The sequence below is a fragment of the Flavonifractor sp. An10 genome, from assembly GCF_002161215.1.
Classification (GTDB): Bacteria; Bacillota; Clostridia; order Oscillospirales; family Oscillospiraceae; genus Flavonifractor; species Flavonifractor avistercoris.
Map to the genome: position 1 here is coordinate 463,639 of NZ_NFMB01000002.1, position 13,967 is coordinate 477,605.

Sequence of the window (13,967 nt, forward strand, 5' to 3'; positions counted from 1 at the left end):
CCTCCATCTTCGTTTCCGGGGCGATCAGATGCCCACAATGCCCCAAATGTACTTGGGGGCAAGAAGCACGAAGATAAGACAGACGAACAGAATGGCCGGACCCGTCCACTCAAACTGGCCGTGCTTGCGGAACTCAAAGTAGCTCAGCCCTAATTTAACAAAGAATGCGATAGCCAGGATCATGGTCAGGGCCGGAAAGACAACACTGTCCACCACGGTCTTGATTTGGGTAGCGGCATCCTTCCAGGTCTGCTGCACCGCGCCGGCCACATTGCCACTGGTGGCCATGGCCGGGATGGTGAAGAGCAGCACCAGCAGAAGCACGATAAGCATGGGCCTGGCGTACCGTTTGATAGCTTTCATTCACAACACCTCCAAAAAGTGGTGGGGCCATCCTTGCGGATGGCCCCTGGGTGGGTTCTCAATATCCGGTTCGGGGCAGAGGCTGGGAAGGCTTGTAGACCCTGGTGACCCACCGGCTGGTGGCCATGATCCACTGTCCGTCATAGACGCCGCCCACATCCGCCTGATTGGTGAACTGAGTTCCACTGGCGAGCTGGGAGACGACAGTGCAGTAGACCTGCGGGGCCTCCACCTGCCGGAAGTTGGCGGGCACCACACCGAAGGACACCATGAACGCCGTCACATACTCGTTGGAGGCCAGCCCCAGTGCGGCGGGAGAGGCATCCAGCGTGTAGTTCTGTCTGGTGAGTAGGTTATCGTACATGGTGCGCCAGGTGCCGCCGCTCAGGTTGGTCTGGTAGACCACCTTGTAACTGCCGTTTACATTGTAGGTGCCGGTGATGATCTTATCCAGCCGTATCGCCTGAGTGGGCAGGGTATCCCGCCAATAGAAGGAGGTCAGGCTGGTGGTGGAGTTGTTGGCGATCCCGCTGAAGTCATAGCGGATAGATTGGCCGGGCATAACCTCCACGTACCCTGTCTTCTTGATGCTGACATTGGTATAGAGGCTCTTGTTGGTCATGGCAGTCTTGACGATCTGACCGGCAAACTCCAGCTCCACCTGGATAGGGGTCTTGTCCAGTCCATAAAACTCCGCTGCCTGGGCTTCCACGATTTTGTACCGGCCCAGGGGCAGGGGCTTGGAGACCGCCACACCGTTCCGGTCCGTTTTGATGGTATCTACCAGCTTCCCGGTCCGGTCATTGTAGATCTCAAAAACGGTGTTGGGAATGGGCGTCCCTGCGGGCCAGCCATTCATGCTGTTGTAATCCGCAGAAGTCTTGGTGATCTGAATCTGTCCGGTAATGGGCGTGTTTTCCCATTCCACCTCGGTGGTTTCCCCGGACTTGACATAGACGGTTTTCTTCTGGGTATCCGGGACATAGCCCTCGTTCTCCAGCTCCCGCAAATAATAGCGGCCCGCCTCCAGATCCTCGATATAGACATAGCCCCGATCGTCCGAGGTGTACTGGCCTATGGGGGTGTTGCTGCTGTCGTAGAGCAGGAAACTCACCCCGTAGATGCCTTCTCCTGTGCTTTCGTCTGTCTTATGGATGAGGATACCTGAAAGTGCCCGGTTGGTGATCGTCAGTTTGCTGGTCTTACCGTCCTTCACCTCGAAGTAGTGAGGGGTATCATCCAGCTTATAGCCCTCCGGAGCTGTGACCTCCAACGCATAATAAGCGCCATCCTCCAGGGGAAGGAACGCTCGGCCATTCTGATCGACAGTCACGGTATCCACCAAGGCATCATCCATTTTGCGGATCTCAAAGGTTGCGTTAGCCAGCCGCTGGGTCTTGTCCGCCTCATCCACCTTGATGATCTCCACGCCGCCCACAGCATTGTTATAAAATCGGATCGTCTGGGTGTCATTGGGGTTAATAGTGACGGTCTGGCTCTGGCTATCCGGGTTGACGGTGTACCCAGGCACACTCTCAAGTTCAGTCACTACTACAGTTCCAGAGATCCCGGACAGGATGACCTTTCCTGTGGAGTCAGAATAATAGATACCATTGCTGGACAACGTGCCTCCTGCGGCGTCCACATACTGCCCATTGGCGTACTTAATCTCAAATTTGACGCCCTCCAGGGGGACTTCCGTAGAGCCGTTCCGTCCCCACTTTTCAATTACCAGATTGCCCATCGGTTTGTTCCGAAATTCCAATGTCGTGGTCTGGCCGGCCTTGATCTGGGCGGTCTGGGGGGTGTCATCCAGGAGGAAGCCCTCTTTTGCTTTGACCTCCTTTGCGACCAGTGTGGTGCCGGGATCGATGTTATCAATGAGGATGGTGCCTGCCGAATCGGTGGTGAAGTAGCCATTGCTGTTGCCGACCACAGTGCCATCACTCTCGGTCACGAAGAACTGCACATCGGAAATGGGGCTATTGTCCGCACTGGAAACCTTTTTGATGAGCAAGGAGCCCTTGGGGCTATTGCCGAAATAAACCTGTACGACCTCCTGCTCCTCGCCGGACAGATAGACTGTCTGGGGCGGAGTGTCGATGACGTGGGTGCCATCGCTGGAGAGTTCCTCGATGATATAAGTGCCCGGTTTACAGCCCGTGACGGTGAAGGAGCCGTTGGCCGAGGTGCGGTAGGTGCCGATGACCGTGCCGCCGGTGCCGCTGGTGTTACCCGAGAGATACCGCACCTGGAACACCGCGCCCTCAATGGCCTGCTCCGGGTGGACACTGTCATACTTCCACACGACGATAGCGGAGTTGGGCCGGTTGTAGATGCGGAAGGTGTGTCCCTCGCCGGCCGCGATGAATGCCTCCTGCTTGCTGGATTCCGTCAGGCTGAACCCCTTCGGCGCCTCCAGTTCCTCGATCCGGAACCAGCCGTCCCGGAGGGAAATGTCCGGATCACTGAGCACGATGCGTCCCTCTTCATCCGTGTAGAACACGCCAAGGTCGTTGTACTCTCCGGTGGATGTGTTGTTGCTGGCGTACCAGACCTGCACGGGGACATTGGAGAGCGGATCATGGGTGATCTCGTTTTCCTTGATGATCTCGATGGTGGGCCGCTTATGATTCTCAAAGTATACGTCCCGATCCCTGTTGGGATAGAGCGTAACCAGCTGGGATTCCTCCGCCAGCAGATAGGGCTCCGGCACCGACTTTTCGACGACCTCTACCACGCCGGGCAGCAGATTTTCCACCACTGCGATGCCGTTTTCATCGGTTTCCGCCTCGGCAATGGAATGACCATCTGCACCCTTCACGAGAAAGACGGTATGGGGGACCGGCTGTCCGCTGTCCGCGTCCCGCTTATGGATGATCAAATTGGGGCGTTTTTCATTGGTCAGGGTGATCGTGCTGGTCCGCCCGGGGAACAGTTCCACATGATACTCCTTGGGATCCAAAATGTGGTTTTCCAAAGTGGACTGCTCTTTTACGGAGTATACCCCAGGCTCCAGGTCCGAGATTAAGACCTCACCCCGATCGTTGGTGGTGCGGTCAAGGTAATGGCTGCCATCTTCAATCTTTGCGATGCGGAAGGTAACACCCGCCAGCCGAGAACCGTCTGCGCTGAGCTTGATCAGCTGAAGGGAGGGCCTGACCGTATTGGTGAAAATGAACTGCGCATCCTCATTGGGCTTCAGATTGATGATGCGCTGGGCATCGTCGATGACGTATCCCTCACATGCCTTCTCAGTTACCTGGAAGACCCCGGCAGGCAAATGAGACAGGTCGATTTCTCCGCTTTCATTGGTGGTAAATTCCTCCGGCCCAAAGCTCCCATCTACTGCCTCGATTTCAAAGACTGCGTTGGAAATCACTTTGGAGGGGTCGGCGGAGTCCACCTTAATCAACCGCATCCCCGGTTTCATGTCATTGAAAAAGACCAGCTCCCTAATGCCGTCACCCGCCTTCAGCTCCACCTCCTGGGGCGTGGTGTCCAGGATATAGCCCTCGTTTCCGGTGTCCACCTCAAACGCCCGGTAGGTGCCGGGCTCCAGATCGGTAAGCAGGATTTCCCCGAATTCATTGGTCTTGAAGTTGCCCAGGTAGTCGCCGTCCCGGTAGATGGCGAAATAGACATCGGCCATGACCATATAGTTTTTGCGGTCATACTTTACGATGCGCAGGCCCGGGAGCTCCTTGTTGATAATGGGAAGGGTAGTTGTCTCCCCGGCCACCACGGTGGCAGTGTAGATGGTGTCATCCTTCAGCCACCCTTCGGGGGCGGTCTGCTCCTGGATTCGGTATGCGCCCAAGGGAATCTCTCCAAACACTGCTACACCGGCGGGGCCAGTCTCCTGAGTGAAGGTCAGGCCAGACTCAATGTGCTCAATGGTAATGACCGCGCCGGGCAGATACTCGCCGGTGTCAGACCGCTTCTCAATGCGGAGGGAGCCATACGGATCATTAAAAAATGCCACCTCGGCTACTTCATTGTAGACCACGGTGACATTCTGGGCAGGCTGCTCGCTGATGATATGGTTTGCCGGCGCGTCCCGTTCAATGACGGTGTAATTGCCGCAAATGGTCAGGGGGATTTCAATGCGTCCGTCATCCTGGGTAATAAATACGCCAAGGGAATCGCCGTCCGGGCCAATGACCTCAAAACGGGCGCCGCTGAGGGGGATCTCCGTCCCGGTCTCGTACTTCAGGATGCGGAGGCCCGTATCCGGAGGATCTTTCTCCGGCGTATCCGCATAGCTGCTGATGGCGTTGAAGTTCAGCGTTGTGGTGGGGTCGGTATCCACCACATAGTTCTGCAGGTTGCCGTACTCGTCTTTCTCCAGGCAGCTGGCAAAGAACACAGCGTATGCATACACCTCGCAGTTCAGGGAGAGCTGGACGCTGCCTGCCTGGCCCTGGATGCTCTCCACCGGATACAGTACCTTGAAGATCCCGCCGTGGCCGTTGTTCATCCACTCCGCCTTGATAGACGTGATGTCCTGGTTATTTTCGTCTACAATGCGGGTGCCGGCGGGGACGCTTGCGGGGTCAGTGAAGGCGATGTTGATGGCATAGTTGTTCACCCAGGTCTTGGACCAAACAGTGAACTCCTGCTGCTTGTACTGCTTGCCGTCAATGGTGACCTCGTAGGCGGTGTCACGATCCGGCGTGCAGGTTACCTCCGGGCTTTTCGTGTCGTTCCAGGCGGTACCCTGGGCATAGATGTCCTTGGCTGCCGCCAGGATCTTCTTTGCCCGCTCTGCCTCATCCCCGGACAGGTTGGGATTTACCGTGAGCTTGTTGATATCCCAGTCGCTGATGAGATAGCTCCACAGCGCCATTTTGGTGGCGTAAAAGCCCTGGTATTTGTTTTCCAGGCCCAGTTCGGACAAGGGGCGGGTGGGGTAGCCGCTGGCCACAATGCCCACCACCTTGGGATCGCTGCTTTTTTCCTCTGCCAGGTAGCGGATGCTTTCGCCTTCCTCCACAACCTTCTGGACACCAGGCTGATTGGGCGTCACACAGTATGCCGGGATTTCCTTGGTGCCGCTGCCGGTGTCAAACAGGTAATAGACATAATTCTGAGACTGTACCTGGCCATTCATCGCCAGATAGTTCATGCGGTAGCCGCCGTTGAAGATGTTGATCTCACCCAAAGCTTCTTCCTCCGATGAGGCGGCAAAGGCGCCGGCCGGCAGCAGGCCCAGGGCAAGCACCAGGGCCAAAAGCATAGAAAGCAGTCGTTTCATTTCCATCCCTCCTAGATTTCTACTGCCCGCACCATCCAGCGGTAGGCGGGCTGGTTTGCGACACAGGTGTACAGGGTGATCTGGTTCCCTGTGGTAGCGGTCAAGCCGCTGGTATCCGTCTCCAGGATCTTGCTGACACTGGTCACTTCGTAGGTGCGGGTGCCCAGCTTAGTGGTCAGAGTCACTCTGTCACCAGCGGAGAGCGTGTGGATCTTCCCAAACTGCGCGTGTGCGCCGCGGTTGTGGGCCGCAATACACACGTTGCCATCCCAGATGCTGGTATCCGTAAAATGCCCGGCGCCCTTGGCCAGAGGTGTGGTGCCGGTACCCTCGTATACCTTCACATTCACCCCGATGGAGGGGATCTTCAGCGTGGCCAGATAGCCGCCGGAATAGTAGAGGTCATCGGTCACATAGGTATACCCAACGGTGGTGCTGGCTTCCCCGGAACTGCCGCTTGCTGCATCTGAGGCAGGCGGGAAGATAACGGGCATATTGCCGCCGGTGATCGTCCCAACAGCCATGCCGCCGGGGGCCAGATCGGGGGTCAGATAGGTGCCCGTCCCAAGGGCGTCCGCACTGAGACTGCCGAAGGTGGGCGGGATCAGCGCCGCGTTTTTGCTCACATCCTCATTCTTCATCGCTCCACCGTCCGCCGTGTAGATCACTTCGATAGAGGTGGGAGAACCATAGTCCGGGTCTCCGGGGGCATCAATACTGTAATCCAAGGCACTGGCGGGCAGGGCCAGGGCCGCGGACAGGCAGATGGTCAGGCAGGTGGTTATCAGCTTTTTCATTGGTCATCCTCCTCTGTCGTCTCCTGGCGGCGTCTCATAAACAGAGCTGCCCCGATCCCTACGCCGGCCAGGGCCACGACGCCAAAGGGCACCGCAATGGGCAGCCAGTTGAACTGGGCAGGCGCGGAGTCCTCCGTTTCTGCCGGCAGGATGGGTTCCAGTGGCGTTCCCTCAAAGATGGCCACATAGCGCACTTTGTTCAGGGCGATCCGGCTGACCGTGCCAGTGTAGTCTGCCGTCACCGTATAGCCCTTCACATAGCTGCTGGTGGCGGTACCGGTGTAGGTGGCCACAGCGGTAAATCGATCCCCCAGAGCGTAGCCGTCCATACTGGCCGTGTTGTCCGTCTGCCAGTTGATGGTCTGGAGGGTCAGGGTGCGCCCGTCCTCTTGGATGCTCTTGGGGATGTACTGGGTGTCCTGGTTGGCCAGGTTGGGGTAGGTTCTGGTGGCAGAGACCTCTTTGGTGGAGCTGCCGTAACCGGCCACCTCTACCCGGACGGTGGACAGGTCCAGGCTGAGGGTGCCGGACAGGCCGTCGTCGGTAATAAATTCCTTCTCTGTGGGCAGCAGCGCCAGCACGGATTCCATATCCTTGTTCTTGCTGGGCAGGGAGACGGTCTCCGTATGCTGGCGGCTTTCGTTTTCCGGGAGCTCCTGCTTCAGCAGGTCGGTCAGGGTATAGTGAAAGCCATCCTGCTCAAAGTCAGAGCGGGGGATGCCCGCCGGGTCATCCTCCGGCCCCAGGTCGTAGATCTTTTTCAGCTCCGTGCCGTCCTCGTTGCGGGTGATGGAGGTGGGATAGCACACCTGGGCAGAGGCGCCGGCACCCACCGGTTCCGCTGCCAGGGCCGCGGGGCACAGCATCGTTGCCAACGTAAGAGCCAGAATGGAAAGGGATAGAGCTCGTTTCATCTTGTGTTCCTCCTTACATCGTCATGGCAGGGCCATTGTTTTCCTGCGTCTTCTGCATGTTCTGAGCTTGGGTCTGGGTGTAGGCATCCAGCACCTGCCGGTCAAACTGCTGCTTGAATTCCTTGGTGCAGGGAAAGCAGACATCCCGGTATTCTCCCTGCACCTTTCTGCTGGGCATTGAGACGAAGAGCCCGTTTTTGCTCTCCATGATCCGCACATCCCGGATGGCAAAGCAGTTGTTCAGGGTCACAGATGCGGTGGCCACGGTGGGGCCTTCCCCGCGATAGGGGTAGATCCTCACATCCAGCTCCATGGGGGTTGCTGCGCTGTTGGCACTCATTTCTTTCTTCCTCCTGTCGTTGATGTATTTTGGTCAAGCCGCTCCAGGGTGCGGCGAACCAACAGATCGTACTCCCAGGGCTCGATCTCCAGATAACAATAATCGCCGCGCTCTGTCAGCCCATCTGCCCGGAATTTGAGTACCAGGGGATGGCTGGAGGCGCGGCGTTTCCATTCCTCTAAGGAGACCCAGCCCGTACCGGCAATGTAGACCCAGCGAATGGCGGAACCCGGGTCGTGGTTGATGCTCAGCCACAAATACTTGTCCCGTAGGTGCTTGGGAAGCCGGTTCGAGCGTGAGAGCGGCATGATGGCGTCAGAACAGAATTGATATCGCAGGTTGAACTGTTTGATACAGTCCTGTGTGGCAGACTTTGCTTCCGGCAGATCCGCCCAGAGAGGGTACTGCCGGTAGTCGGAGGCCAGGATATCTTCACCCGCTGTATCAAAGGAAAAGAGCGGTACACACCGGACAAGCTCCAGGACATGCATACTGTCCGTCAGCCCAAGTCGCTTGTCCTTCGAAAGGGGAATCTTTCGATAAGAGCGGATTGCCTCCTCCAGGGTGTCAAAATGCTGAATGGTCCATCCCTTGCGGAGCAGACCTTTCCGCGACAGGGACATATCGTCAATGGTGTAATAAAAAACCTTCACATTATCCCTCCATGTTCATCCCATTCATGCCGGATATATGTTGCTGCGATTGGTGTGCCAAGAGCTGCTCCAACTTCGCACTGGCCCAATCCGGCAGGAATTTTTCATCCAGCACCCCCACAAACTCGGTGCGGTTCCACCGTGTTGTCTCACCGTCGCCCAGGCAGGTACAGCGGATGGAGCGCCCAATGGCATGGGGGCTGCAGCCAAACCCGTCATGGGCGTACCAAAGTTGGTTTTCTTGAGACCAGCAGGCCTCCCGCAGAGTGTCAGGACTCAGTACCAGTACCTTTCCCTGATAATCCAGCTCAGACCAGGAATTGGACAGACAGTGCTCCGGGCCAAAGAGGTTCAGCTCCTGATAGGCCCTGCGGAACTGGGTCACAAATCCATCCAGCACGGCAGGGTGTGACTCCACAATGAAGTCCACTTTGTGGCCCGTATCGTCAGGGATAAAGGTGCGCTGCGCCCAACTTTTGTTGTCTGGTCTGAAACGGCCATCCCAGCTCTTTTCCTGGATGGTATTGGCCAGCACCCAGTTCACCCGTTTGAAACCGAACTCCTCCACCACTTCTTTGGCACAGTCTGCTTTGAGGTGCATTCCGTCAAAGCCCTGCCGGATACTCTCCTCAATGGCCTTTTTGCAGGCAATGTTGGCCTGATAGCTGGCCCGCCAGAGGGCGATATCGCCTTCCCGCCGGGCGGTATCCAGGCCTTGGGTGTAGAGATAGGTATCATTCTTCAATTTCTTCATCCTCCATTGCCAGAAGCAAACGCAGGCCGTCCGGACTGGCGCCGCAGCCCAGAAGATCGTCCAGAACATCCCTGTCCACATGGTCCAGCGGATCCGGAACGTCCACGGTGTTCACAATTTCATTGCTGGCGTCCACCAACTGGAGCATCATGGAATCGATTTTTTCCTGGAATAGGTCAATCATTTGTAGAGCTTCTTTCACCGAGAGTTTGTCTCGGCTGAGCAGGACGCAGCCCTTTTGGACATCACAAATCAGTTTTTCGCTTCCAACCAGGCCGGACAGCACCTTGATAAGGGGGGAGAGTGTCAAGCCGGGTTTATCTAAGTCCGGATAGATTACAAACTGCATAGCAAATACCTCCTGTCTTAAAATCGTCTATGCCGCATCAGGTTCGTGGATCAGCTTATAATTCCGCTCCTCTCCCTCTGCCTCCCCAAAGGGGAACAGAGTAAATTGCTGACCATCACGCTTCCATTTGCGCGGGTCATAGTTGGTGATGATCAGTTCCTCATACACGCTGTCTGCCGTCTGGGACATACTGTTGGGGCGGGTGGTGTAGAAGATGTAGAACTCCTTGTAGAGATTCAGAATGAACGGGCAGAAGTTGTAGGATACCATCACACGCCCTTTGCAGTTCACCAGTACATCGTGGAGCCGCTGGTGATCTTCCACCGGAAAATCCACCGGGTAGCAGTCTTCCGCCTGGTAATAGGGCGGGTCACAGTAGAAAAATGCATTCTCCCGGTCATACTGCCGGATCAGGCTCTCAAAGTCCTTGTTCTCAACCACCACATTGGCCAGTCTGCGAGAGCACTCCCAGATCAGATGGAAGAAGCGGCGGATATCACATGGCTTTCCGGCAAAGGCCTTTCCTCCTCCGCTGAAGCTGTAGCGGATCAGCTTGAAGTAGTCCGCCGCCCGCCGGACGTCCCCCCGCGGGGAACGCTCCAGCAGCAGCTTCCGGATCATCTCCTGTTCCGGAGGTTTCAGATATACCTGGGTCAGCTCCAGCTCCTCCTCCAGGTAATCGTCGGTAAACTCATCCTTGGAGAAAAATTTATGAAGTACCTCGAAATCGTCCCTGGAGTTGAGGGGGAGAAAACCCAGTTCCTTCAGCAGGGCCATCGTCCGGTTCTTGACACAGCAGAACAGATTGGTCAGGTTGCTGTTGTAGTCGTTGTAGACCTCCAGACAACCCTTGCGGATAGGGCGGTCAAGGGTTACTGTCCCGCTCCCGCCAAACACGTCGATGAAGCGGGGATACCAGGGCGGCGCCAGCTTTCGGATCAGCCAGAGGAGCTTGCCCTTTCCTCCCACCCAGGGAATAAAGGACCTGGCAATACGCCCTCACCTCCTCGCTGGAAAACCGTCCAGAGCTTGCTCCAAGCCCTGAATCGCCGCATCCAGCCCGGCACGCATTTTCTTCAGATTTCGGATGGTAGCATAGACTTCCCCTGCGGTCTGGGCATAGAAGTAACCGTTCCGGTCACTGGCAATGGGCTCGCACTCCTGCCGCAGACGATTGACCGCTTTCCGCAGTTCTGTGCCGTTGAGATTCAGTGTCCGCCCCAGTTCTTTTCCTCCCATACAGCGGTCCCGTCCAAGGCAGGCCCCTTTCAGGTAGGCCAGCAGTCTCTCTTCCCGATTCATCGTTTCCCTCCTTTTCCGGGCCTGTTTTTCCAAAAGGGCACAAAAAACGGGGCCGCTTGTCCCTATCGGAAAAACGGCCCCTGTGTGAGATATGAGATTGGTTACATGGTCATTGCCGGTCCATGCTCCGGCTTACTGTACTCATAGTTGAGTTCCTGCCCATTCCGGGCGACATAGCCGTGGTCTGTGGCAGACAGGCCAAACTTCGCCATATGATGCTGGGCGTAAGCCACAGAGTCAAAGCACTGGTTGAGCAACGGATCCTGTCCGAGTATGCCTTCCTTTTGTGCCAGCTCCATGCCGTATTGGGCGAGGCCTGCGCCGCGAGGGATGAATTCATAGCAGTGGAGATTCTGGGAGAGATCCAGAGCCCGGTCCAGCCGGTGGCAGTCCTCCAACTCCAGCACTGCCTGCCATTTCTCCAACCAGTGGGCTTCCCCCTGGCCCTGCTCCGCCCAGACATAGCCGAAGTCAATGGCGTGCCGCACCAGTTCTCCGGCGGAGTCATACTGGGAGAGGATATTTGTGAGCTGGGGCAGGGCACAGTCCACATCCACCGCAATGCACTGCTCCAGGGTCTCCGCATCCAGGGCGTCCAGCCCCAGGAGCAGCTCATCCGGGTGAGCGGTGTCCATGTATTCTCCCGTGTCAGGGAAGCCCACCCAGACACCTTCCAGGTTGCTCCGGCTGGCTAACTTGACCCGGATGGCGTAGTCGCCAGTCGTGGGCAGTACGGCATCCGGTTCCAGTTCGGGGAGCGAGTGGCCGGGGCTGATGCGTTCCACATAGTGGCCCTCCAGAAAACATCCGTCTCCGCTTTCCCGATAGGCAGTCCCCACAATCTCCGGGTCAAGATAACCTCGTGCTGGGCGAGTAGGGATGTGAATATGCTCCATAACGAACCGCCCCAGGGCTACATCATCATCCGCACCATAGAGGAGTCGGTATTGATCCAGTCCCCTCAGAACCCGGAGGGTCTCCTCAACGGTCTGCGGATGCTCCAGCTGCATAGCGCCCTGAAACAACAGTCTCTCTTTCGCGGTCATGCTTCCGAACCGCTGCTCCAACCAGTCATGCTCAGACTTGCCCATCTCCATACCATCCAGGGCATCGAAGAGGCTGTCCCTCATAGTCCCACCTCCATGCTCGGACCGCCCTGGCTCTGGGAGTAACTCACATCCAGATCACTGTGCTGCACCACATAGCCCCCGGAGGTAAAAACGCCCCCTTCTTCTTGTCTGGCTTTCCGGCCGATGGCTCCATAATCCAGCAGCTCGTATACCTCCTCTGGCAGTCCGGCCGGCAGGACGGGGAAGTCGTTGTCCACATAGAAATGGCCCAGCTGCTCATCATTCCCGGCCTCTGCCACCATATGGCAACAGTCCACACTGCTGGCCAGGTCGATCAAGCGGTTCAGCGGCAGCTCTGCCATACCCTTGTCCAGATCCATGCGGACAAGGCCCTCAAAGGCGGCATCCTGCTGCGGGGACAGGTCTGCCAGTTTACAAGCCAGCAGATTCAGCTCTGTCAGCTTCATATCCTCCGGCAGATGCTCTGCCAGGTAGTCCCGGCCGCAGTATTCCGAGACCTCCACGTAGAGTGGCTGACCAGTATTCAGCTCCAGCAGGAGTCTGTTCAGCTTTTCCTGCTCTATGGGCAAGTCTATCAGTCGTCCCAGCGAGCTGTCCATTTCCAGCGGACTTACATATACAGAAAAGGTTTTCTTCAAAGCAATCACTCCTCGCTCTGATAAAGTAATAGGACGGAATAATCACTGCATGGTCATTCCGTCCTGGGTGTGTTCCGCAGGATCAAAGTTCTCTTCGGCGCTGAGCCGCTCCTCAACCGCCTTCATGTATGCGTCATAACACCGGGAATACTCGGCGTAGTTTTCACCTCCAATCTCCTCCAGGAATTCCTGTTTGAAGGTCCAGAGCGGATATTCGCAGAAGCCGCTACTTTTCCGCAGCCCGGTATCCTCTACGATTCCTTGGTTCAGAAGCTGCTGCGCAAAGCGACAGTTGTTGGTATCGATGTAGGCACTGTTTTTCAGCCCGATGAATTCCCCGAAGGAGACCGTGAGGGTCGCATAAGGTTCTACGCCATGGTGCTCGTCCACAATCTCATCCAGAGCAATAGCAAGACCGGGCATTTCCTGGCCCATGAAGTCGTGGACGGAGTAGAGTTCCACTCTTGGATGCAGTTCCACACGGCTGCCAAAGATATCGGTAATCTCAAGTGTCATGTTGGTTCCATCTCCTTTTCAGCTGATGGTCATTCCACCATGCTGCTGTGATTTGTACCATTGGGGGTCTGCTCCTGGTACATTCCATCCACACATACTTCCAGTGAGCATGGCTTGCTCCTGGGCAGGCGTAATGCCCCGCCTTTCGTTGTTGTAATCGGCCAGGCAGCGATTTTGCTCCGGGTTGTCCGTATTCCAGTCGCTCACGTAGTATCCGCTCTCGCCCCGTTTGATACAGATCAGGGTTCCGTCGCTGGGCAGCACCGACCAGCACAGATCTGGCAGGCGTGTTTGTGCGTCCGGCGAGAATCTCTCATCCTCTGTCTGGATACTCCAGTCGCCCGCATTCCAGAGGCTGACATAGAGCTCTCCCTCGTCCAGTTCGATGGGGCGCTGCTCGAAGCCCTCGCCCCAGCCATCTGAGGCTTGGCCTGAAATGTATTCGGCCAGGGTTTCCTTTTCCTCCGGCAGAAGCTCCCCAATTACCTTACACTCTGCCACGCCCCAGAGCTGCCCATCGCGGTCTTCCACCTCAAATACCACCGACTGGACCTTTGCCTCTACACCATCCTGCTTATCATACCAGTGCATCAGCCCGCGGGCTGCCTCCTGCGGCATCCTGTTCTCCACCAGGGTTTCCTGGATGCTGCCCTTATATCTGCGGAGATCCCGCCCATCCATCTCTTCACCCTGATCGCTGGGGTCGCCCCAACTATCATAGCTGCGGTATGTTGCTGTGAGCGGCATGTAGAACTTTAACGTCTGAGGTTCCGGGGGAAGAACCTGAAACCGATCTTTGCCGATGGCCAAGACCGTCTCCTTGCCATCCTCCCATCTGACATGGAACTGCCCTTCATCGTCAATATGCTCCAGTGTCCCTCTGCTGCCTGGTTGAACAGGGGAGAGGGCGTCCGTCTGTTCGCTCAGCCGGATACCACTTCCCTTGGGATACTGATCTCGCAGAAAATCCAGCCACTCTTTTTCCACAGTCAC

At 56.7% G+C, this 13,967-nt stretch carries 14 protein-coding genes; all 14 read right to left on the bottom strand.

Going from position 1 to position 13,967, the window contains the following annotated elements:
* Positions 1 to 24: 24 nt before the first annotated feature.
* The 14 genes from B5E42_RS05110 to B5E42_RS05175 all read right to left on the bottom strand — a co-directional run bounded on the left by B5E42_RS05110 (position 25) and on the right by B5E42_RS05175 (position 13,967).
* On the bottom strand, positions 25 to 363 hold the full coding sequence (locus B5E42_RS05110) for a DUF3852 domain-containing protein (RefSeq protein ID WP_087237288.1): 339 nt from the start codon (positions 361 to 363) through the stop codon (positions 25 to 27).
* A 58-nt stretch (positions 364 to 421) separates the two neighbouring features.
* Entirely contained in the window at positions 422 to 5,620 is a 5,199-nt protein-coding gene (locus tag B5E42_RS05115; protein WP_087237290.1) for a SpaA isopeptide-forming pilin-related protein, read from the bottom strand.
* An 11-nt stretch (positions 5,621 to 5,631) separates the two neighbouring features.
* A complete protein-coding gene (locus tag B5E42_RS05120; RefSeq protein ID WP_087237292.1) occupies positions 5,632 to 6,417 on the bottom strand; it encodes a class D sortase in 786 nt (261 codons plus the stop codon).
* The gene (locus tag B5E42_RS05125) at positions 6,414 to 7,331 is read right to left on the bottom strand and encodes a cell wall anchor protein (protein WP_087237294.1); all 918 of its coding nucleotides are present in this window, start codon (positions 7,329 to 7,331) and stop codon (positions 6,414 to 6,416) included. Before B5E42_RS05125 ends, B5E42_RS05120 begins: the two co-directional genes overlap by 4 nt.
* A 13-nt stretch (positions 7,332 to 7,344) precedes the next feature.
* On the bottom strand, positions 7,345 to 7,671 hold the full coding sequence (locus tag B5E42_RS05130) for a SpoVG family protein (RefSeq protein ID WP_087237296.1): 327 nt from the start codon (positions 7,669 to 7,671) through the stop codon (positions 7,345 to 7,347).
* A complete protein-coding gene (locus tag B5E42_RS05135) occupies positions 7,668 to 8,324 on the bottom strand; it encodes a hypothetical protein (protein WP_087237298.1) in 657 nt (218 codons plus the stop codon). Before B5E42_RS05135 ends, B5E42_RS05130 begins: the two co-directional genes overlap by 4 nt.
* Position 8,325: 1 nt before the next feature.
* Complete coding sequence (locus B5E42_RS05140) at positions 8,326 to 9,069, bottom strand: DUF3849 domain-containing protein (protein WP_242967023.1); 744 nt, start codon at positions 9,067 to 9,069, stop codon at positions 8,326 to 8,328.
* On the bottom strand, positions 9,059 to 9,427 hold the full coding sequence (locus B5E42_RS05145) for a hypothetical protein (RefSeq protein WP_087237302.1): 369 nt from the start codon (positions 9,425 to 9,427) through the stop codon (positions 9,059 to 9,061). The genes B5E42_RS05140 and B5E42_RS05145 overlap by 11 nt, the downstream gene beginning before the upstream one ends.
* A gap of 27 nt (positions 9,428 to 9,454) precedes the next feature.
* Positions 9,455 to 10,396: a DNA adenine methylase gene (locus B5E42_RS05150; protein ID WP_087237304.1), complete on the bottom strand. Its 942-nt coding sequence runs from the start codon at positions 10,394 to 10,396 to the stop codon at positions 9,455 to 9,457.
* A 30-nt stretch (positions 10,397 to 10,426) separates the two neighbouring features.
* Complete coding sequence (locus tag B5E42_RS05155; protein WP_087237306.1) at positions 10,427 to 10,729, bottom strand: hypothetical protein; 303 nt, start codon at positions 10,727 to 10,729, stop codon at positions 10,427 to 10,429.
* Between the two features lie 101 nt (positions 10,730 to 10,830).
* The gene (locus B5E42_RS05160) at positions 10,831 to 11,859 is read right to left on the bottom strand and encodes a hypothetical protein (RefSeq protein WP_087237308.1); all 1,029 of its coding nucleotides are present in this window, start codon (positions 11,857 to 11,859) and stop codon (positions 10,831 to 10,833) included.
* Complete coding sequence (locus B5E42_RS05165; RefSeq protein ID WP_141242459.1) at positions 11,856 to 12,419, bottom strand: antirestriction protein ArdA; 564 nt, start codon at positions 12,417 to 12,419, stop codon at positions 11,856 to 11,858. Before B5E42_RS05165 ends, B5E42_RS05160 begins: the two co-directional genes overlap by 4 nt.
* An 81-nt stretch (positions 12,420 to 12,500) precedes the next feature.
* Complete coding sequence (locus tag B5E42_RS05170) at positions 12,501 to 12,974, bottom strand: DUF4313 domain-containing protein (RefSeq protein WP_087237312.1); 474 nt, start codon at positions 12,972 to 12,974, stop codon at positions 12,501 to 12,503.
* Positions 12,975 to 12,992: 18 nt separating this feature from the next.
* Complete coding sequence (locus B5E42_RS05175) at positions 12,993 to 13,967, bottom strand: DUF4314 domain-containing protein (protein ID WP_087237314.1); 975 nt, start codon at positions 13,965 to 13,967, stop codon at positions 12,993 to 12,995.